The organism is Micromonospora sp. NPDC051006 (genome assembly GCF_044456245.1).
In the GTDB taxonomy this organism is placed as follows: Bacteria; Actinomycetota; Actinomycetes; order Mycobacteriales; family Micromonosporaceae; genus Micromonospora.
Map to the genome: position 1 here is coordinate 76,925 of NZ_JBITFP010000012.1, position 19,564 is coordinate 96,488.

Sequence of the window (19,564 nt, forward strand, 5' to 3'; positions counted from 1 at the left end):
AGAGGCATGCCGGCGGAAACCACTGACATCGACGACATTCGCGAGCAAGCCCGACGCTGGCTCGACGACGACCCGGACCCGGCCAGCCGGGCGGAGCTGCGGGCGGTGCTCGACCGGCTGCCGGCGAGCGCCCCGGAGCTGGCCGACCGCTTCGCCGGCCCGCTGACCTTCGGCACCGCCGGGCTGCGCGGGCCCCTGCGGGCCGGCCCGAACGGCATGAACCTCGCGGTGGTCACCCAGGCCGCCGCCGGGCTGGTCGGCTGGCTCGCCGCCCAGGGCGGCACCGGCCCGCTGGTGATCGGGTACGACGCGCGCTACGGCTCCCGGGAGTTCGCCGAGCGGACCGCCCAGGTGGCCACCGGGACGGGGCGACCGGCGCTGCTGCTGCCCCGACCGCTGCCGACCCCGGTGCTCGCGTACGCCGTCCGGCGCCTCGGCGCGGTGGCCGGGGTGATGGTCACCGCCAGCCACAACCCGCCGCAGGACAACGGCTACAAGGTCTACCTCGGTGCCGAGCTCGGCGGCGAGCTGGGCGCGGGGGCGCAGATCGTGCCGCCGGCGGACGCCGGCATCGAGGCCGCGATCCGGGCGGTCGGCCCGCTGACCGAGGTGCCGCTCGGCCCGCCCGGCCAGGTGCTCGGCGACGATCTGGTGGCCTCCTACGTGGAGCGGGCCACCGCGGTGATCGCGCCGGACGGGTCGCGGGAGCTGTCGGTGGCGTACACCCCGCTGCACGGGGTGGGCGCGGCGGTGCTCACCGCCGCCTTCGCCCGGGCCGGCTTCCCGGTGCCCGGGGTGGTGCCCGAGCAGGCCGAGCCGGATCCGGCCTTCCCCACGGTCTCCTTCCCCAACCCGGAGGAGCCCGGCGCGGTGGACAAGTTGGTCGCGCTCGCCAACGCCACCGCGGCGGACATCGCCATCGCCAACGACCCGGACGCGGACCGCTGCGCGGTCGCCGTGCGGGACGCGGTCACCGGCTGGCGGATGCTGCGCGGCGACGAGGTGGGCGTGCTCCTCGCCGACCATCTGATGCGGCGCGGCGTGACCGGCCTCTACGCCACCACGATCGTGTCGTCGTCGCTGCTGCGGGCGATGTGCGCCGCCCGGGGACTGCCCTACGACGAGACGCTGACCGGGTTCAAGTGGATTGTGCGGGCCGGCGGGGGCTCGGCACCGCTGGTGTTCGGCTACGAGGAGGCGCTCGGCTACTGCGTCGCCCCCGACCACGTGCGGGACAAGGACGGCATCACCGCCGCGCTGACCGTGGCCGAGCTGGCCGCCGGGCTCAAGGCACAGGGGCGCACCCTCACCGACCGGTTGGACGAGCTGGCGGCCGAGTTCGGTGTGCACCACACCGACCAGCTCTCGGTGCGGGTGGACGACCTGCGGGAGATCGCCGACGCGATGGCCCGGATCCGGGCGGCCACCCCGACCACGCTGCTCGGGCACCCGGTCATGGCGACCGAGGATCTGCTCCCCGAGTCGGACGTGGTGATCCTGCGCACCGACGCGGCCCGGGTGGTGATCCGCCCGTCTGGCACCGAACCGAAGCTCAAGGCGTACCTGGAGGTGGTGGAGCCGGTCGCGGAAGGCGAGGTCGGCGCCGCCCGCGACCGCGCCACCCAGTCCGTGGCCGCCCTCCGCTCAGAGATCGCCACCGCCCTCGGCATCTGACGCGTTGATCAAGAGGTTCGCGTCAGGGAAGCCGTGGATTCTGACGCGAACCTCTTGATCAACAGCAGTGGGTGGCAGGTCAGCGGCGGGGGCCGAGGGCGTGGTCGACCGCCTGGGCGAGGGCGGCGACGACCAGGCCCACCGAGGGGCGGACCACTGAGTCGTCCAGGCTCACCTCGCCGGAGAACCCGGCGCCGGTGGCGATCTCCGCCAGCCGCTGGCGGGCCTCCTCGGCGGTCTGCCCGTCCACGCCGAGCGCGGACTCCATCCGCAGCACCGCGACCAGGGTGGCCAGCGCGGCCGTCCGCTCGTCCGGGACCAGCCCGCCGGTGAGCGCCTCGGCCAGCCGGCGTCGGGTGTCCGCCTCCACCGAGGTGTCCACCACCGGGTAGCGGTGCACGTGGATGAAGCCCAACTCGGTCTCGTCCACGTCCCGCACCACGCCCTGGGTGCACAGGTCGCCGAGGATCCGGTCACGCAGGCCGTGCCGCAGCCGCTGCACCCAGGAGGCGGGGGTGTGCGGGGTGTCGCTGGCGATCCTGGCGAGGACCGCGTCGGCGATCGGTTCGCCGGTGGGTGTCGGGTCGACCGCCGTCAGATTTCCGTCGGCGTACGCGATCCGACCGGCGAGGGCCAGCTCGATCAGCACCGCGGCGGCCATGCCCAGATCGAGGCTGATCCGCGGCATGGTCGCCTTGCCGGTTTCGTCGTCGTACGCGAGAAGCAGCAACTCCTCGGCGAGCGCAACACCAGTCATGGCCCGGAACGGTAGCCGCTGCGCGCACCCCGCGCACGAACTCGCCGAGGGTCGGGCCGAGCTCAGAAGCGGGGCATCCCGCCGAACTGGCGGTCGCCCGCGTCGCCGAGCCCGGGGACGATGAACATCCGGTCGTTGAGGTCCTGGTCGATCGACGCCGTGACCAGGCGCAGTGGCAGTCCGGAGCGCTCCAGCCGCTCGATGCCGACCGGCGCGGCCAGCACGCAGAGCACGGTGATGTCGGTGCAGCCGCGGTCGGCGAGCAGCCGGCAGCAGTGCTCCAGCGAACCACCGGTGGCGAGCATCGGATCGAGCACCAGCACCGGCAGGCCGGCCAGGTCCCGGGGCAGCGACTCCATGTAGGCACGCGGCTCGTACGTCTCCTCGTCCCGGGCCAGGCCGACGAAGCCCATCGAGGACTCCGGCAGCAGGCCCAGCGCGGCGTCGGCCATGCCGAGGCCGGCGCGCAGCACCGGGACCAGCAGCGGCGGGTTCGCCAGCCGGGTGCCCTCGGTGCTGGTGACCGGGGTCTGCACCGGGTACCGCTCGACCGGGAAGGAGCGCGCCGCCTCGTACACCAGCATGGTGGTCAGTTCGTGCAGCGCCGCCCGGAACGAGGAGGAGTCGGTGCGCTCGTCCCGCATGGCAGTCAACCGGGACTGGGCCAGCGGGTGGTCAATGACGTGTACGTCCACGATCGCTCAACCTACCGAACGCGGCGGGCCGATACGCCGTCGCGGGCGGACGGGCGACGCCGCTCACTCCGGACGCCCGCGGGGAGCCCGCCCCGGAAGGGCGTGACCAAGATCACTCACGCGGTGGATGCGTAGACTTCCTGGCATGACGGCGACAGCGACGTCGGCCCGGTCGGACCTCTCCGAGCTGGGACGATCCGAGACCGCTCTGCGGACCTTCCTGCACGGCCTGCCCGGCGTGGACCAGGTGGGCGCGGAGCAGCGGGCGGCACAGCTCGGCACCCGCTCCATCAAGACCACCGCCAAGGCCCAGGCGATCGACCTGGCGATCCGGATGGTCGACCTCACCACCCTCGAGGGCGCCGACACCCCGGGCAAGGTGCGGGCGCTGGCCGCCAAGGCGCTACGCCCCGACCCGGCCGACCCGTCCTGCCCGCACGTCGGCGCGGTCTGCGTCTACCCGGCGATGGTCCCGTACGTGGCCGAGGTGTTGCGGGGCAGCAAGGTGCACCTGGCCAGCGTGGCCACTGCCTTCCCGTCCGGGCAGGCGCCGCTCGACGTCAAGCTCGCCGACACCCGGGCGGCCGTCGCGGCCGGCGCCGACGAGATCGACATGGTGATCAACCGCGGCGCCTTCCTGGCCGGCCGCTACTCCGAGGTGTACGACGAGATCGTCGCCACCAAGGAGGCCTGCGGCGACGCGCACCTGAAGGTGATCCTGGAGACCGGCGAGCTGGCCACGTACGACAACGTGCGGCGCGCCTCCTGGCTGGCCATGCTCGCCGGCGGCGACTTCATCAAGACCTCCACCGGCAAGGTTCCGGTGGCCGCCACCCCGCCGGTGACCCTGGTGATGCTGGAGGCGGTACGCGACTTCCGCGCCGCCACCGGCCGGCAGGTCGGCGTGAAGCCGGCCGGCGGCATCAAGAACACCAAGGACGCGATCAAGTACCTGGTGATGGTCAACGAGACGGTCGGCGCGGACTGGCTGGACCCGGACTGGTTCCGCTTCGGCGCCTCCAGCCTCCTCAACGACCTGCTGATGCAGCGCACCAAGCTGACGACCGGCGTCTACGCCGGCCCCGACTACTTCACCCTGGACTGAGCCCGATGTTCGAATACGCCCCCGCCCCCGAGTCCCGCTCGGTGGTGGACATCAAGCCCTCCTACGGGCTCTTCATCGACGGACAGTTCGTCGACCCGACCGACGGCGGCAGCTTCAAGTCGATCAACCCCGCCTCCGAGGAGGTGCTGGCCGAGGTCGCCGAGGGCGGCGCCCAGGACGTGGACCGCGCGGTCAAGGCCGCCCGGGCGGCGTACGAGAAGGTCTGGGGCCCGATGCCGGGTCGCGACCGGGCCAAGTACCTGTTCCGGATCGCCCGGATCATCCAGGAGCGCTCCCGCGAGCTGGCGGTGCTGGAGTCGCTGGACAACGGCAAGCCGATCAAGGAGTCCCGGGACGTCGACCTGCCGCTGGTCGCCGCGCACTTCTTCTACTACGCCGGCTGGGCCGACAAGCTGGAGCACGCCGGGTTCGGCGCCAACCCCCGGCCGCTCGGCGTGGCGGCGCAGGTCATCCCGTGGAACTTCCCGCTGCTGATGCTGGCCTGGAAGATCGCCCCGGCGCTCGCCGCCGGCAACACGGTGGTGCTGAAGCCGGCCGAGACCACCCCGCTGACCGCGCTGCTCTTCGCCGAGATCTGCCAGCAGGCCGAGCTGCCGGCCGGTGTGGTCAACATCGTCACCGGCGCGGGCGAGACCGGCCGGGCGCTGGTCGAGCACCCGGGGGTGGACAAGGTCGCGTTCACCGGGTCGACGGAGGTCGGCCGGGCCATCGCCCGCTCGGTCGCCGGCACCCGTAAGAAGCTCACCCTGGAGCTGGGCGGCAAGGCGGCCAACATCGTCTTCGACGACGCTCCGATCGACCAGGCGGTCGAGGGCATCGTCAACGGGATCTTCTTCAACCAGGGGCACGTCTGCTGCGCCGGCTCCCGGCTGCTGATCCAGGAGAACGTCGCCGACCGGGTGCTGGAGTCGCTCAAGCGGCGGATGGCCCAGCTGCGGGTCGGCGACCCGCTGGACAAGAACACCGACATCGGCGCGATCAACTCGGCCGCCCAGCTGGCCCGGATCCGCGAACTCTCCGACGCGGGCTCGGCCGAGGGCGCGGAGCGCTGGTCGCCGCCGTGCGAGCTGCCCGACCGGGGCTTCTGGTTCGCCCCGACCATCTTCACCGGCGTCACCCAGGCGCACCGGATCGCCCGGGAGGAGATCTTCGGCCCGGTGCTCTCGGTGCTCACCTTCCGCACCCCGGCCGAGGCGGTGGAGAAGGCGAACAACACGCCCTACGGGCTGTCCGCCGGGATCTGGACCGACAAGGGTTCCCGGATTCTCTGGACGGCCGACCGGCTGCGCGCCGGCGTCGTCTGGGCCAACACGTTCAACAAGTTCGACCCCACCTCGCCGTTCGGCGGATACAAGGAGTCGGGCTACGGTCGCGAGGGCGGCCGGCACGGGCTGGAGGGCTACCTCAATGTCTGAGCGGGTCGCGGTACGCAAGACGTACAAGCTCTTCATCGGCGGGAAGTTCCCGCGCAGCGAGTCGGGACGGTCGTATCTCGTGCAGGACTCCAACGTCTCTCTTGCCTCCCGCAAGGACGCGCGGGACGCCGTGGTCGCCGCCCGCGCCGCGGTGAAGGGCTGGGCCGGGGCGACCGCGTACAACCGGGGTCAGATCCTCTACCGGGTCGCGGAGATGCTGGAGGGCCGGCGCGAGCAGTTCGTCGCGCTCGGTGTCCCGGCCGACGAGGTGGACGCGGCGGTCGACCGCTGGGTCTGGTACGCCGGCTGGTCCGACAAGCTCGCCCAGGTGTACGGCGGGGCGAACCCGGTGGCCGGCCCCTACTTCAACCTCTCCGCGCCGGAACCGACCGGCGTGGTGGCCGTGGTGGCCCCCGAGCGGCCGGCGCTGCTCGGCCTGGTCAGCGTGGTCGCCCCGGCGATCGTGACCGGCAACACCGTCGTGGTGGCCGCGTCGCCGGCGCAGCCCCTCGCGGCGGTCACCCTGGCCGAGGTGCTGGCCACCTCGGATCTGCCCGGCGGCGTGGTGAACCTGCTCACCGGCCGGATCTCCGAGACGGCGCCGACGCTGGCCAGCCACATGGACGTCAACGCGATCGACCTGACCGGGGTGGTCGACGCCGAACTCGCCGCCGACCTGGAGGTCAAGGCCGCCGAGAACCTCAAGCGGGTGCTCCGGCCGGCCCCGGCGGACCACGACTGGTTCGCCGACCCGGGCGTGACCCGGATGACCACCCTGCTGGAGACGAAGACGGTCTGGCATCCCAAGGGGGTGTGAGTCTCGTTCCTGGCCTAGTGGGGTTTCCGGGGAGCCCCGCCCGCTCCGGGCGGTCAGGCTTGATCCCTGCGCGGGCGGGGCTCCCCGGAAACCCTCGGGGGGCCAGGTCCGCGCGGGGGGTCAGCTCACGCGGTGCCACCTCGGGGAGGGTCTACTACCGGGGGTAGGATTGTGGCGTGACTCGGCTTGGTGATCTCGAACGTGCGGTGATGGACGTGCTCTGGGACTCGGTCCCGGGCACGTCGGACGGCGTCACCGTGCGAGAGGTGGCCGATGCGCTGGCCGGCCGGGAGCTGGCCTACACCACGGTGATGACCGTGCTGGACCGACTGGCCGGCAAGGGCATGGTGCAGCGCGAACGGGAGGGCCGGGCCTGGCGTTACCGCGCCGCGGGCACCCGCGAGGGGCACATCGCCCAGCTCATGCTCGACGCGCTCGACCTGGGCGGCAGCCGGGACGCGGCGCTGGTGCGCTTCGCCCGCTCGGTCACCGGCACGGAGGCCGAGGTGCTGCGCGCCGCGCTCTCCGCCGAGGCCGCCGGCGCCAGGCCGGCCGAGGACGCGCTCACCGATCAGATCGACCCGCCGGTCACCCGCCCGGCCCCCGCCGACGAGGCCGCGGACCGGTAGGGCGGCTGCCATGGCGTACGCCCTGCACTTCGCCCTGACCGTCCTGGCCTGCCGGCTGACCGCGCAGGTGCTCGCCCGGTCCACCTGGACGTGGCGCAGCCCACGGGTGGCCATCGTCTGCTGGCAGGCGGTCGGTCTGGCGCTCGGGCTCTCCGCCATGGGCCTGCCGATGGCGCTCGGGCTGGCCGGGTACGACCAGCCCACCGGCACCGCCCTCGTCTCTCTCTTCGACGACCTGGTGCACGACCGCCTACCCGCCGGGCTGGGGGTGCTGCACCTGGCCGGGGTCAGCTTCGGCTTCGGCATCGGCGCGGTGCTGCTGACCACCACGGTGCGCAGCATCCACGGCGCGGTCCGCGCGCAGCGCCAGCACCGGGAGCTGCTCACCCTGGTGGCCCGGGACGACCCCGCCGCGCCCGGCGCGCTGGTGCTCGACCACCCGAGCGCGGCGGCGTACTGCCTGCCCGGCGTGAAGCCGCGGGTGGTGGTGAGCGCCGGGACGCTGAGCCTGCTGGACCGCGCCGAACTGGCCGCCGTGCTCACCCACGAGCGGGCGCACGCCGAGGAGCGGCACGACCTGGTGCTGCTGCCGTTCACCGCGCTCTGCCGGGCGCTGCCCTGGTTCGGCTGGGTCCGGCGGGCGCATGAGCGGGTCGCCCTGCTGGTCGAGATGCGCGCCGACGACAAGGCCCGCGAGCTGCACGCCGAGGCGCCGCTGGCCGGCGCGCTGCGTCGGTTCGCCGCGGCCGGTCACCGGATCACCCCGGTTGGCGCCCTGGGCATCGGCGACCGGGATCTCGACGTTCGGGTGCAGCGGCTGCTGGTCGCCGACCGGCCACCCCGCCTGATCGGCGCCGCCGCGCTGGCCGTGGCGTCCACCCTGGTCGCACTGCCCGTCTCGCTCTTCCTGAGCTGACCCGCGACACCTCCCCCACAACTACTACGCCTTGTCGTAACATTGTCTACGACGCGACGTAGTACTTATACGTAGGGAATCTACGTGTAGGCTCGCTACGACAAGCGAGCCAACCGTTGGAGAGCCGGCCATGGACACCCTGCTCCTCGCCCGACTGCAGTTCGCCACCACCACCTCGATCCACTTCCTCTTCGTTGCGGTCACGCTCGGCCTGGTCACCCTGCTGGTCGGGCTGCAGACCGCGTGGGTGATCACCGGCAACCAGAAGTTCGAACGGCTGACCCGGTTCTGGGGCCAGCTCTACGTGATCAACTACGTGCTCGGCATCGCCACCGGCATCGTGGTGGAGTTCCAGTTCGGGCTGAACTGGAGCGGGCTGTCGCGCTACGTCGGCAACGTCTTCGGGGCCCCGCTCGCGATCGAGACCCTGGTCGCCTTCTTCCTGGAGTCCACGTTCCTCGGCATGTGGATCTTCGGTTGGCACCGGATGCGGCGCGGAGTGCACCTCGCGCTGCTCTACGGCGTCGCGCTGACCGCGTACGCGTCGGCGTTCTGGATCATGGTGGCCAACTCCTGGCTGCAGAACCCGGTCGGCTACGAACTGCGCGACGGCGTCGCCCACCTCACCGACTTCGGGGCGCTGCTCACCAACCCCAGCCTCGGCATGGCGTTCGGCCACGTGGTCTCGGCGTCCCTGCTGGTCGGCGGGATGCTGATGGCGGCGGTGAGCGCCTGGCACCTGATCCGGCGCACCACCGACCACGCGCTCTTCCGTACCTCACTGCGGATCGGCCTGGTCACCGCGGCCCTGGCCATCTCCCTCGTGCAAGGCTTCGGCTTCGCCCAGTTCGGCCCGGTCGGCGCCGTGCAGCCGACCAAGTTCGGCGCCGGCCCCGAGGCCGACGCGCTGGTCGCCGAGTGGACCACGCGGTTCGGCGCCGGCGACTACACCCCACCGGCGCTGGCCAGTGTCGGGCTCGGCTTCATGATCCTGATCGGCTTCGGCCTCGGCCTGCTCTGGCTGCTACTGCCGCTGATCTGGCGCGACTGGATCATCCGGCTGCGCTTCCCGCTCTGGCTGCTGCTGCTCGCCCTGCCGGTGCCCTTCGTCGCGGTGATCCTCGGCTGGATCTCCCGGGAGGTCGGCCGCCAGCCCTGGGTCGCGTACGGGCTGCTCCCGGTCGACCAGGCGGTCTCCCCGGTCGGCGCACCGGTGATGCTCACCTCGCTGATCGGATTCAGCCTGCTGCTCGGCACCCTCGCCGTCACCAACTGGGTGCTGCTCGCCCGGCACGCCGCGCGCGGCGCCCACGACCCGGCCCTCGGTCGGCCGCCGGGAGAGCCCGCCGACCTCGCCCCCACACCCGCCCTCGCCTAGGAGCCGACCATGGAACTCGCCTGGTACGCCCTGCTCGGCCTCTTCTTCGCCAGCTACCTGGTGCTCGGCGGCTACGACTACGGCGTCGGCCTGCTGCTCGCCCGCGAGACCGACCCCGGCCGCCGCAGGGCTGCGCTCAACGCCGTCGGTCCGTTCTTCCTCGGCAACGAGGTCTGGCTGGTGGCCGCCGTGGGCATCCTCTTCGGTGCCTTCCCGCTGCTCGAGGGGGAACTGCTCGCCGGGTTCTACCCGGCGGTGCTCGGCGCGCTCGCCGGGGTGATCCTGGTGACCGCCGGGGTGCAGCTGCGCAGCCGTCCCACCGGTCAGCGGGCCCGCAACGGGTGGGACCGGGTGGTCGTCGCCGGCAGCGCGCTCGCCGCGCTCGGCTGGGGCGCCGTGCTGGCCGGGCTGCTCCAGGGCGTACCGCTGCACAGCGATGGGCACGTCGCCGGGCTGACCCACCTCTTCACCCCGTTCGTCGCCGCGGCCGGGCTGGCCGTGCTCGCCCTGATCGCGCTGCACGGTGCGACCTTCCTCACCCTCCGGCTGCCGGAAGCGGACGCGCTCGTGGTCGGCCGGCTGGCCCGCCGGCTGATCCCGGTGGCGCTCGCCGCGATCGGCCTGGCCACCGTCGCCGGGCTGCTCTCCGAGCGGGTACGCGCCACCGCGCAACGACCGCTGGCCGGCGTACTGCTGCCGGTGCTGCTGGTGGCGGCGCTGCTGGTGGCCCGCGCGGCGCTCGCGCGACGGCGGCCCGGGCTGGCCTTCGCCGCCACCGCGGTGGCCCTGGCCCTGCCGGTGGCCCTGGTCGGCGCCACCCTCTGGCCCTACGTGCTGGTCTCCACCACCGACCCGGGCGCGTCACTGACCGTGGCCGACGCGGCGGCCAGCGCACCCACCCTGCGCCTGCTGGGCTGGCTGGCGCTGCCGCTCCTGCCGGCCCTACTAGGCTTCCAGTTGATGTGTTGGTGGGTGTTCCGGGGACGGACGGACGGCAGGGCACCGGTGTACTGGTGAACCGCCGCCCCTTCGACCCACGTCTGCTGCGTCGGGTCCCCGCGGCCCGCCGCGACCTCGCCCTGCTCGCACTCCTCGGCGTGGCCGCCGCGGCGCTGGTCGTCGCTCAGGCCACCGCCCTGGCCATGCTGCTCGCCACCGCGTTCGACGGCCGGCTGGACCGCCCCGCCCTGGGCGGCTTCGTGGCCGCCGTCGCGGCCCGGGCGCTGCTCGTCTGGGCGCAGGGCACGGTGGCCGCCCGGGTGGCCGCGACGGTCAAGGCCGCGCTGCGCGCGGACCTGCTCGGCGCGGTCGGCCGGCACGGGCCGGGCTGGGTCGCCGGGCAGCGGGCCGGGCAGCTCGCCACCCTGGCCGGGCGTGGGCTGGACGCGTTGGACGCCTACTTCACCGGCTACCTGCCCCAACTGGTGCTCAGCGTCACCGTCCCGGTGGCCGTGCTGGCCCGGATCGGCCTGGCCGACTGGAGTTCGGCGGTGATCATTGCGCTGACCCTGCCGCTGATCCCGATCTTCGGGGCGCTGCTCGGTTGGCAGGCGCAGGCCGCCACCGAGCGGCAGTGGCGGCGACTCTCCCTGCTCGGCGGGCACTTCCTGGACATGGTCGCCGGGCTGCCCACCCTGCGCGCCTTCGGCCGGGCCCGAGCGCAGGTCGACGTGGTCCGCCGGATGGCCGACGGGCACCGGGTCGCCACCATGAAGACGCTGCGCATCGCCTTCCTCTCCGCCCTGGTGCTGGAGCTGGTCGCCACGCTCTCGGTGGCCCTGGTGGCGGTGCCGGTCGGCATCCGGCTGCTCGGTGGCGGGCTCGCCCTGCAGACCGCGCTACTGGTGCTGCTGCTCACCCCGGAGGCGTACCTGCCGCTGCGGGCGGCCGGCAGCCGTTTCCACGCCAGCATGGAGGGGCTCGCCGCGCTCAACGACGCGTTCGAGGTGCAGACCGAGGCGCCGGCCCCGAGCGCGCCGGGTGCGCGCCTCGTCCCCGACGGGCGGGGCGAGATCCGGTTCGAGTCGGTGACCGTGGCGTACGAGCGGACCACCGCGCTGCGCGACGTGACGCTGACCATCCGGCCCGGTGAGCGGATCGCCATCATCGGGCCGAGCGGGGCGGGCAAGAGCACCCTGCTCGGGCTGCTGCTCGGCTTCGTCACCCCGACCAGCGGGCGGGTGACCGTCGGCGGAGTCGACCTGGCCGACGCCGACCCCGACGCCTGGCGCCAGCAGCTCGCCTGGGTGCCGCAGCGCGCGCACCTCTTCGCCGCCTCGCTGGCCGACAACATTCAGCTGGGCGCCGCCGACACCCCCGCCGAGACGCTCGCCGGGGCCGTGCACGACGCGGCCCTCGACGAGGTGGTCGCCGGGCTGCCCGACGGCCTGGGCACGATGCTCGGCGAGCGGGGGCACGGCCTCTCCAGCGGGCAACGGCAGCGGGTCGCGCTGGCCCGGGCCTTCCTCCGGGACGCCCCGGTGGTGCTGCTCGACGAGCCGACAGCCCGGCTGGACAGCGCCTCCGAGGCGGTGGTGCTCACCGCGACCCGGCGACTGGTGACCGGCCGCACCGCACTGCTGGTCGCGCACCGCCCGGCGCTGCTCGACGACGCCGACCGGATCCTGCGGATCGAGGACGGCCGGGTCACCGAGCTGACCCCGGCGCCCACCGGGAAGGCGACCCGATGACAGACGCGCCGCGACCCGACGCCGCGACACCACGGACCGGTCCGGCCGGATCCGGCCGGGCCGAACGGACCGTGCTGCGGCTGGCCCGGCCCTACCTGAACCGGCTGGTCGGCGCCGGGTTGCTCGCCGCCGCCACCGAACTCGCCGGGCTGGCCCTGATGGCGACCGCCACCTGGCTGCTGATGAGCGCCGCCGGGCGACCGCCGCTGGACCGGCTGACGGTGGCCATCGTCGCCGTCCGGGCCCTGGCGATCAGCCGCGGTGTTTTCCGCTACACCGAACGGTTGGCCGGGCACGACGCCGTGCTCCGGATGATCACCGACGTCCGGGCCCGGGTCTTCGCCAGCCTCGCCGCGCGACGGGCTGCCCCGCCCCGCACCGGCGACGCGCTGAGTCGCCTGGTCTCCGACGTCGAGGCGGTCCAGGACCTGCTGCTGCGGGTGCTCGTCCCGGCCTCGGCGGCGGTGCTGGTCAGCGTGCTCGCGGTGGGCGGGGCCGCGCTGATCTCGCCGCCCGCCGCCGGCGCGCTCGCCGTGGGACTGCTGGTCGCCGGGGTGGCACTGCCCGCACTGGCCACCGCGCTGACCCGGCGCAGCGCCGACGAACTGGCGCCGCTGCGCGGGGCGCTGGCCGCCGACGCGATCGACCTGACCCACGGCGCCGCCGACCTCGCCGCGTTCGGGGCCACCGACTCCGCGCTGCGCGCGGCTACCGGGCGCGCCCAGCGGCTGGCCCGACTGGAGCGCCGGCTCGCCGCCGCCGGCTTCGCGGTGGACGCGGCCGGCACCCTCGTCGCCGGGCTCACCGCCGGCGCGGTGGTACTGGTCGCGCTGGCCGCGGAGGTGCCCGGCGTGCTCGTCGGCGTCCTGGCCGTCGGCACGCTCGCCGCGGTCGAGATCACGCTGGCGCTGGTCGGGGCGGCCCGGCAGTGGACCCAGCTCCGGGCCGGCCTGGCCCGGGTCGCCGCCCTGCTCGGCGATGTCGACTCCGCACCCGGTGGACCAGCACCGGCCACGTCGCCGACGGACGGGCCGGCGCGACCCGAGGACGGGCGGGCGCGACCCGAGGACGGGCGGGCGCAGCCGGCCTCGCCCGTGGTTGGGCCGCACGACGTGCGCTTCGACGAGGTGACCGTCCGGTACCGCACCGGCGCCGTGCCGGCGCTCGACCGGCTCAGCCTCGACCTGCCGGCCGGCCGCCGGGTCGCGGTGGTCGGCCCGAGCGGTGCGGGCAAGAGCACCCTGGCCGCCGTCCTGACCGGCGCGGTGCGCCCCTCGTCCGGTCGGGTCACCGTGGACGGGCGGGACCTGGCGACGTATTCCGAGGACGAGCTGCCCCGCGCGGTCGGCGGGCTGCTCGCCGAGGCGTACGTCTTCCACGCCTCGGTCCGGGAGAACCTGCTGCTCGGCCGACCGGGCGCCGGTGAGGACGAGTTGGCCGCCGCGACCGCGGCGGCCGGGCTGCTGGACTGGGTACGGGCACAGCCCGCCGGCTGGGACACCGTGGTCGGCGAGGAGGGCGGGCAGCTCTCCGGCGGGCAGCGCCAGCGGTTGGCGCTGGCCCGGGCGCTGCTGGCCGCGCCGGCCGTGCTGGTGCTCGACGAACCGACCGAAGGGCTGGACCCGGCCACCGCCGACGCCGTGCTCGCCTCGGTGCTGGCCGCGACCCCGGAGGGGCACTCGGTGCTGCTGATCAGCCACCGGCTAAGCGGGCTGGCCGGGCTGGCCGAGATCGTGGTCCTCGACGCCGGCCACGTGGTGCAGCGGGGCCGGCACGCCGACCTGGTCGCCACCCCTGGCTGGTACCGGGACCAGTGGCTCATCCAGGAGGCGGCGGAGCGCGGCTACCTGGCCCTGGCGCCCTGAGCGGTCTCCGGGTCGGTCCAGGGTTCTCCCGGACGACGGAGGTCCGCCCGGCGTGGCAGGGTGAGGCCATGCTGCGCTGCGACGACGTCTCGGTGGAGGGCCACCTGCGGGAGTTTGCCGGCCGCCTGCACGGGCCGGCCCGGCTCAAGTCCGACCTGCTCACCGAGGCCCGGCACGGGTTGCTGGACGCCGTCGAGGCGTACCGGGCCGGCGGGCTGCCGGCGGCGGAGGCCGAGCGGCGGGCGGTGGCCGAGTTCGGCAGTCCGGCGCAGCTCCTGCCGGCGTGGCAGGCCGAGCTTGCGGTCGCGGCGCTGCGCGGGCTGTCGCTGCGGGTGCTCGCGTTCGCGGCGACTCTGGCCGTCGCCGGAGACCTCACCTGGCGCGGGTCGAGCTGGAGCAGTGACGGTCCGCACCCGCCGGCCGGCTACCTCCTGCTCTCCCGGACGGTGAGCGGCATCTGGCTGGGCGCGCTCGCCGTCGCGGTCGTCGGGCTCCTGCTGGTCACGGTGACCGCCCGCTCGGCACGGCCCGGCCCCGCCGTCCTCGCCCGGCTGGTCGGCACCGGCCTGACCGGTCTGCTCGGGCTCGGTGTGCTCGCCGGGGCGGCGCTCTTCGGCTGGTCGATCGGGCTCTGGGACGCGGCGCTCAGCTGGCCGCCGATGATCGTCGGCATGGTGGTGGTGGGGGCCGGTTACATCTGGGTGGGCCGGGCCGCCCGTGGCTGGCTGCTCGCCGCCCGCTGAGCCCGCCGGGCGGCTCAGGCGGGGGTGGGTGGGGCGTCCGGGTCGAGGAACCGGCCGACGGTGGAGCTGAACTCGCGCCAGCCCGCCCGCTCGCCGGCCAGCGCCCGGCGCCCGGCGTCGGTGAGCTGGTACGTCCGCCGCTCCCGGCCGTTGACGGTGCTCCACGTGCTGGCCACGTGCCCGGCCCGTTCCAGTCGGCGCAGCGCGGGATAGATGGTGCCGGTCGGCAGATCGAGGTTGCCGTCGCTGCGGGCCCGCAGCGCCTCGATGATGGCGTAGCCGTGCAGCGACCCCGCCTCGAGCACGGCGAGGAGCAGGGCGTCGAGGTGTCCGTGCAACGCCTGGGCCTTCATACGTAGCTACGCTACTTGTCCGGCGGCCGGACCGCCACCGGGGTGCGGGCTCAGGTGTTCCGGAGCGGCCCACTAGGGTATGTGCCCAGAGTCACTCGCCGTCGGAGACGTCGGCGGGTGGGCAGCCCGAAGCACACGGAGGTCAGCGTGGCCCGCCAGTCGCCTCAACGGCCCGACGCCGACGAGCCCGAGCTCGACGACACCACCGAGCCGGAGGAAGCCGAGACCGACGACCCGTCGGTCGTGGTCGACCGCTCGCTCTGGGACGAGGTCGGCATCGACCCGGTGGAGATCGCCCTGCCCGCCGGCACCGGCTTCACCCTGCGGGCGTACCGGCCGGCCGGGGAGCTGACCCCGACCGACGTCACCGAGCGCGACCAGGACGACCCCTTCCTCGCCCGCCGCCAGGTGCTCGAGGAGGAGGACGAGGACGACGAGACCGTCGTGATCCTCGACGAGGAGCTGGCCGAGGAGTTCGCCGAGAGCGACGAGGACGCCAAGCGCCGCCGGGAGACCGCCGACTCCGACGAGGACGCCGACTCCGAGGAGGAGGCCGCCGAGGAGGCGGACGACGAGGAGGTGCCGGTCTTCCTCACCCACCGGGGCCGGCTGCTGCTCTTCAAGACCCCGGAGTCGTTGGTCAGTTTCATCCGATCCGGTGCGCCCAACGATCTGTCCCAACTGGACAGCTGGCAGGAACTGTCCGAACGGGTGGAACCGGCCCACATCGCGCCGCTGGACGAGGACACCTACGAGCTCGACCTGGTGGTGGAGAACCTCCGCGGCGGGCACGACACGTGGGATCCGACGCTCCTGATCGAGGCCGGCGAGGTCGCCCGTGACCTGTCGTACGCGCTGCGGCTACCCGCCGTGCTCGACATGCTCTCGGCCGGCTCCAGCCTCGACGATCTGGACGAGGCGTTGCGGGCCACCGTCAACGGCGGGATCGGCGCTTTCCGGGGTCGACGGCGGCTGAAGAAAATCGGGGCACAAACCGCAAGTCTCGGTTGGCGCACCATTGTCGGCAAGATCTCTGCGGTCGTGGACTGGCGCGACTGACTCGTACCGGGGAGCATCAGTCTCTGGCAGAGGTAAGACCTGTCCCGGGAGGAGGACGACGCTGTGGCGCTCGTGCGCGTGTACTGCGGTCTGGCCTCGGCGGATCCGGCCGACCGACCGGCCTCGGCCGGCTCGACGCTGACGTCTGCTGTGGTCGATGACGCAGGCCGTCTGCTGCATGTCTGCGAGATCGGCGACGAACCGGCGGGTTACGCCCAGCTGGTCGCGCTGCTCGTGGAGCGGTCAGGCGGGCCGAGCGGTGCGGCGATCGCCGCCGACAGCGACGACCACACGGTGACCTCGCTGCTCAGCGCGGCCGGGCGCCCGCTGGCGATCGCCGACGACGATTCGGTGGACGACTTCGCCGAGCGGTTCGCCGACGACGACTCGCTGGAGGAGATGCAGTCGCCGCCGGCCGAGCGACGGGCCGTCGGCCTGGCCCGCGCCCTGCAGGCCGGTGCGCTCTCCGCGGTCACCCTGCCCGCTCCCCGGGACCTCGCCGGCTACAAGCAGGTGCTCGCCGCACATGCCGCGCTGGCCAGCGGGCGGCACTCTGCCGCCGTCGCGCTGCGTGAAGTGCTCCGCGAGCTCTACCCGGCGGCGCTGCGCGCATACCCCGACCCGGCCGAGCCGATCCCGCTGGCCGTGCTCGACGCGCTGCCGGAGCCGGGGATGCTCGGCGGCGGCGGCACCCGCGGCCGGGAGACCCCGGTCGCCGCGGACGCCATCGCCGCGCACCTCGCCGCCGACGGCGTCGCAGACGCCGAGGACATCGACGAGGCGGTCACCGCACTGCGGGTCGCCATCTCCGAGACCCCTCGCCGGGCCACCGTGAACCGGGCGCTCACCTCCGCCGTGGCGGAGACCGTCCGGCAGGCGGTCGCCTCGGTCCGCGCCTGCGACGCGGGCTGCGACGCGCTGGTGGGCGCGCTCAGCTCCCGGGTCACCACGCCCGCACCGGCGCCCGGCCGCCGGGCCGCCGCCCGGCGCGGTGAGCCGGTGGAGGAGCTGACCGGTCTGGGAAACACCGGCACCGGCCTGCGGGCGGTCCGGCCGGCGAGCGCCGAGCCGCTGCCCGCCGGCGGCGGCCGCCGCAGCCGTCCGGAGCCCGTCTCCGGAAGTAACCCCCCGCTCACCCCGCGACCGCTCGGGCCGCCGCCGGTGGCACCCGCACCGGTCACCCCGCCGCCGGTCGCTCCGGCGCCGGTGGCGCCGGCCGCGATGGCCGGTCCGCCGGTCTCCGCCCCGCCCGGGCGGGGCGAACCGATCCCGAGCCGGATCGACGGACCCACCAACCGTCCGGTCTCCGCGCCGCCACCGCCGCCGCCCGGGATCACCCCGATCGCGCCGTCGCAGCGGGGCAACGTGCCGCCCGCCGAGGCGGGTGAGCCCTTCCGACCCACCCTGACCACCGCGGCGATCAACAACGCCCGTGCCGAGCGGCAGCGCACGGTGATCCCGCCCAGGCCGAAGACGAACGGCGCGGCGCCACCACCGCCCCCTACGGGCGGCTTCAGCGCCACCGACCTGAGCGTCCCGGTGCCCACGCCCCGGCCCGACCAGGAGTCCGCCGCCCCGCCCGGTTCGCGGGCCAACTGGCCGCTGGTCAACAACCCGGAGGACCCGGCCGACAGCTCGGCGAACAACCCGGTCGCCTACTCCTACGGACGCGGCGTGGACGCGCCGACCGACCCGGGGACGGGCGAGGGGCGGGTCACCCCGCCGTGGCTCGCCGACGATCTGCCGCAGGAACCGCCGATGCTGCGGCTCGTCGAGCCGCCGCCGCTGGCCGACCGGGCGCTGCGCGAGGGTGCCAACCCGCCGGCCGACCCGCAGCTGGAGACGCCGCCGCTGCGGCTGGTCGACCGGTCGGACGTCGGCCGCAATGGTCGGCTCCCGAGCCGCGCCGAACGCCCGCCGGTCGAACGCCCGGCGGCCGAGCACCGGCCGCCGCCGCCCCCGGTCGAACACCGGCCGCCCGCGGCCGAGCACCGGCCACCGCCGGTCGAACACCGGCCACCGCCGGTGGCGGACGAGGGTGGCGACGGCGACCTGCTGATCTTCGCGCAGGCGAAGTCCGCGTGGTTCGTCGGGCACGTCGACGAGGTGGACCTGGACTGGTCAACCACCTCCGACGCCGGCTGGCAGGCGGCCGAGCAGGCCGCCCGCCCGGCGGTCGGTGCGGAGACCACAGCCGGGCTGCCCAAGCGGGTGCCGCAGGCCAACCTGGTGCCCGGTTCGCCGCTGCGTGAGGAGCGCCCGCTGCGGATCGTGCGGGACGCCGCCAGCCTTGCCGAGAACACCACCGGCTACTTCCGCGGCTGGCGCCGTGGGCAGGAGATCGGCGGTTTCGCGGTGGGCGGCCGCCCCGGGCGGGAGGCCGCCGGTGGCTGGGACTTCAGCCGCGACCATGGTGACCGCGACGACGACCGAGAGTACGAGTACCGCTCCGCGGGTTACCGTTCCTGACCCTGGCGACCCGACCTACCCTGAGCCCCTGTACGCCCCCGGTTGATTGCACCGGGGCCGCGGCAGGGGCTCTCGGCTCTGGGGGACGCTCGCGGCGGTACGGCCCGCCCTGCCGGCCGTCGGCGGCGGCGTGGGGAGGGCCGGGTCGGCGCGGCCACCGTCGGTGCGGCCGCCGGGCACGCGCAACCCACGGCACGCGCAGCCCACAGCACGCGCACACCGGCGGCACCGCCGCGGCACGGCTGTCCCGTCCACGCGTCGCCCAGCCGGCTGGCACCCGGGCGAGCGCGCCGGCTGCAAACGTGCAGCGGCGTCGGGCGTGCCCGGACAGCGACAAACGCCCGGTGGCGGCCGAAGCCGCACCGGGCGTGTCGACGGGCCCGTCAGGCGGGCGCGACCGCGCGGGTACGACGCATGGTGAGCACGTACTCGACCAGCGAGATCAGCACGTGCTTCGTCGACTCCCGGTTTCGGGCGTCGCAGGCCACCACCGGCACGTCGCTCGAGATCGCCAGCGCGTCCCGGACGTCCTGCGGGTCGTGGTACTGCATCCCGTCGAAGCAGTTGATGGCCACCAGGTACGGCAGCCGCCGGTGCTCGAAGAAGTCGATCGCCGCGAAGCAGTCGGCCAGCCGGCGCGTGTCCACCAGCACGACCGCACCGATCGCCCCGCGCACCAGTTCGTCCCACATGAACCAGAACCGGGTCTGACCCGGCGTACCGAACAGGTACAGGATCAGGTCACGGTCGATCGTGATGCGGCCGAAGTCCATGGCCACCGTGGTCGTCGACTTCCCCGGCACCTGCCGGTTGTCGTCGACGCCCACGCCGGCGGAGGTCATGATGGCCTCGGTGGTCAGCGGCGTGATCTCCGATACCGAGCCGACCAGCGTCGTCTTGCCGACGCCGAATCCACCGGCAATAACGATCTTCGCCGACGTCACGCGCCCGCTCGGGCTCGGCGGGCGGTGCGACATG

Annotated in this window: 17 protein-coding genes; 13 read left to right on the top strand and 4 right to left on the bottom strand. The window is 74.3% G+C overall.

Annotated features, from left to right (window positions below):
* Positions 1-6: 6 nt before the first annotated feature.
* Positions 7-1,674 carry a phospho-sugar mutase gene (locus tag ACIBBA_RS19530; RefSeq protein ID WP_396698998.1) on the top strand — a complete coding sequence of 556 codons (1,668 nt, stop codon included), beginning with the start codon at positions 7-9 and terminating at the stop codon, positions 1,672-1,674.
* A 79-nt stretch (positions 1,675-1,753) separates the two neighbouring features.
* Here ACIBBA_RS19530 and ACIBBA_RS19535 read toward each other — a convergent pair whose 3' ends face one another.
* Together ACIBBA_RS19535 and upp are read right to left on the bottom strand one after the other, a co-directional pair.
* Positions 1,754-2,431 (bottom strand): GPP34 family phosphoprotein, encoded by a 678-nt coding sequence (locus tag ACIBBA_RS19535; protein WP_396699000.1) that lies wholly within the window; start codon positions 2,429-2,431, stop codon positions 1,754-1,756.
* 62 nt (positions 2,432-2,493) lie between these two features.
* On the bottom strand, positions 2,494-3,126 hold the full coding sequence (upp, locus tag ACIBBA_RS19540; RefSeq protein WP_350867407.1) for a uracil phosphoribosyltransferase: 633 nt from the start codon (positions 3,124-3,126) through the stop codon (positions 2,494-2,496).
* A gap of 145 nt (positions 3,127-3,271) precedes the next feature.
* Here upp and deoC point away from each other — a divergent pair, with 145 nt between their 5' ends.
* The 10 genes from deoC (at position 3,272) to ACIBBA_RS19590 (ending at position 14,705) form a co-directional block, all read left to right on the top strand.
* Positions 3,272-4,231, top strand: coding sequence for a deoxyribose-phosphate aldolase (gene deoC, locus ACIBBA_RS19545; RefSeq protein WP_350867409.1), 960 nt, complete (start codon positions 3,272-3,274; stop codon positions 4,229-4,231).
* Positions 4,232-4,236: 5 nt separating this feature from the next.
* Positions 4,237-5,667: an aldehyde dehydrogenase family protein gene (locus ACIBBA_RS19550; protein ID WP_396699003.1), complete on the top strand. Its 1,431-nt coding sequence runs from the start codon at positions 4,237-4,239 to the stop codon at positions 5,665-5,667.
* The gene (locus tag ACIBBA_RS19555) at positions 5,660-6,484 is read left to right on the top strand and encodes an aldehyde dehydrogenase family protein (protein ID WP_396699005.1); all 825 of its coding nucleotides are present in this window, start codon (positions 5,660-5,662) and stop codon (positions 6,482-6,484) included. Before ACIBBA_RS19550 ends, ACIBBA_RS19555 begins: the two co-directional genes overlap by 8 nt.
* A 176-nt stretch (positions 6,485-6,660) precedes the next feature.
* Positions 6,661-7,113, top strand: coding sequence for a BlaI/MecI/CopY family transcriptional regulator (locus ACIBBA_RS19560; RefSeq protein ID WP_357048396.1), 453 nt, complete (start codon positions 6,661-6,663; stop codon positions 7,111-7,113).
* 10 nt (positions 7,114-7,123) lie between these two features.
* A complete protein-coding gene (locus ACIBBA_RS19565) occupies positions 7,124-8,029 on the top strand; it encodes a M56 family metallopeptidase (protein WP_396699007.1) in 906 nt (301 codons plus the stop codon).
* Positions 8,030-8,159: 130 nt separating this feature from the next.
* Positions 8,160-9,407 (top strand): cytochrome ubiquinol oxidase subunit I, encoded by a 1,248-nt coding sequence (locus tag ACIBBA_RS19570; RefSeq protein WP_396699009.1) that lies wholly within the window; start codon positions 8,160-8,162, stop codon positions 9,405-9,407.
* Between the two features lie 9 nt (positions 9,408-9,416).
* A complete protein-coding gene (locus tag ACIBBA_RS19575) occupies positions 9,417-10,424 on the top strand; it encodes a cytochrome d ubiquinol oxidase subunit II (protein ID WP_396699011.1) in 1,008 nt (335 codons plus the stop codon).
* On the top strand, positions 10,421-12,097 hold the full coding sequence (gene cydD, locus ACIBBA_RS19580) for a thiol reductant ABC exporter subunit CydD (RefSeq protein ID WP_396699013.1): 1,677 nt from the start codon (positions 10,421-10,423) through the stop codon (positions 12,095-12,097). The genes ACIBBA_RS19575 and cydD overlap by 4 nt, the downstream gene beginning before the upstream one ends.
* Positions 12,094-13,962: a thiol reductant ABC exporter subunit CydC gene (gene cydC / locus ACIBBA_RS19585; RefSeq protein WP_396699015.1), complete on the top strand. Its 1,869-nt coding sequence runs from the start codon at positions 12,094-12,096 to the stop codon at positions 13,960-13,962. Before cydD ends, cydC begins: the two co-directional genes overlap by 4 nt.
* 68 nt (positions 13,963-14,030) lie before the next feature.
* The gene (locus ACIBBA_RS19590) at positions 14,031-14,705 is read left to right on the top strand and encodes a permease prefix domain 1-containing protein (protein ID WP_396699017.1); all 675 of its coding nucleotides are present in this window, start codon (positions 14,031-14,033) and stop codon (positions 14,703-14,705) included.
* A gap of 14 nt (positions 14,706-14,719) precedes the next feature.
* Here the strand turns inward: ACIBBA_RS19590 and ACIBBA_RS19595 are convergent, their stop codons facing one another.
* A complete protein-coding gene (locus ACIBBA_RS19595) occupies positions 14,720-15,058 on the bottom strand; it encodes a helix-turn-helix transcriptional regulator (protein ID WP_350867428.1) in 339 nt (112 codons plus the stop codon).
* Positions 15,059-15,175: 117 nt separating this feature from the next.
* Between ACIBBA_RS19595 and ACIBBA_RS19600 the strand changes: the two genes are divergently transcribed.
* Together ACIBBA_RS19600 and ACIBBA_RS19605 are read left to right on the top strand one after the other, a co-directional pair.
* Positions 15,176-16,117, top strand: a complete 942-nt coding sequence (locus tag ACIBBA_RS19600) for a DNA primase (RefSeq protein WP_396699020.1) — start codon at positions 15,176-15,178, stop codon at positions 16,115-16,117.
* 39 nt (positions 16,118-16,156) lie between these two features.
* A complete protein-coding gene (locus ACIBBA_RS19605) occupies positions 16,157-18,586 on the top strand; it encodes a transposase (protein ID WP_396699166.1) in 2,430 nt (809 codons plus the stop codon).
* A gap of 383 nt (positions 18,587-18,969) precedes the next feature.
* On the opposite strand, the gene ACIBBA_RS19610 is transcribed toward ACIBBA_RS19605, so the two are convergent.
* Entirely contained in the window at positions 18,970-19,563 is a 594-nt protein-coding gene (locus tag ACIBBA_RS19610; protein WP_350867432.1) for an ATP/GTP-binding protein, read from the bottom strand.
* Position 19,564: the final 1 nt, after the last annotated feature.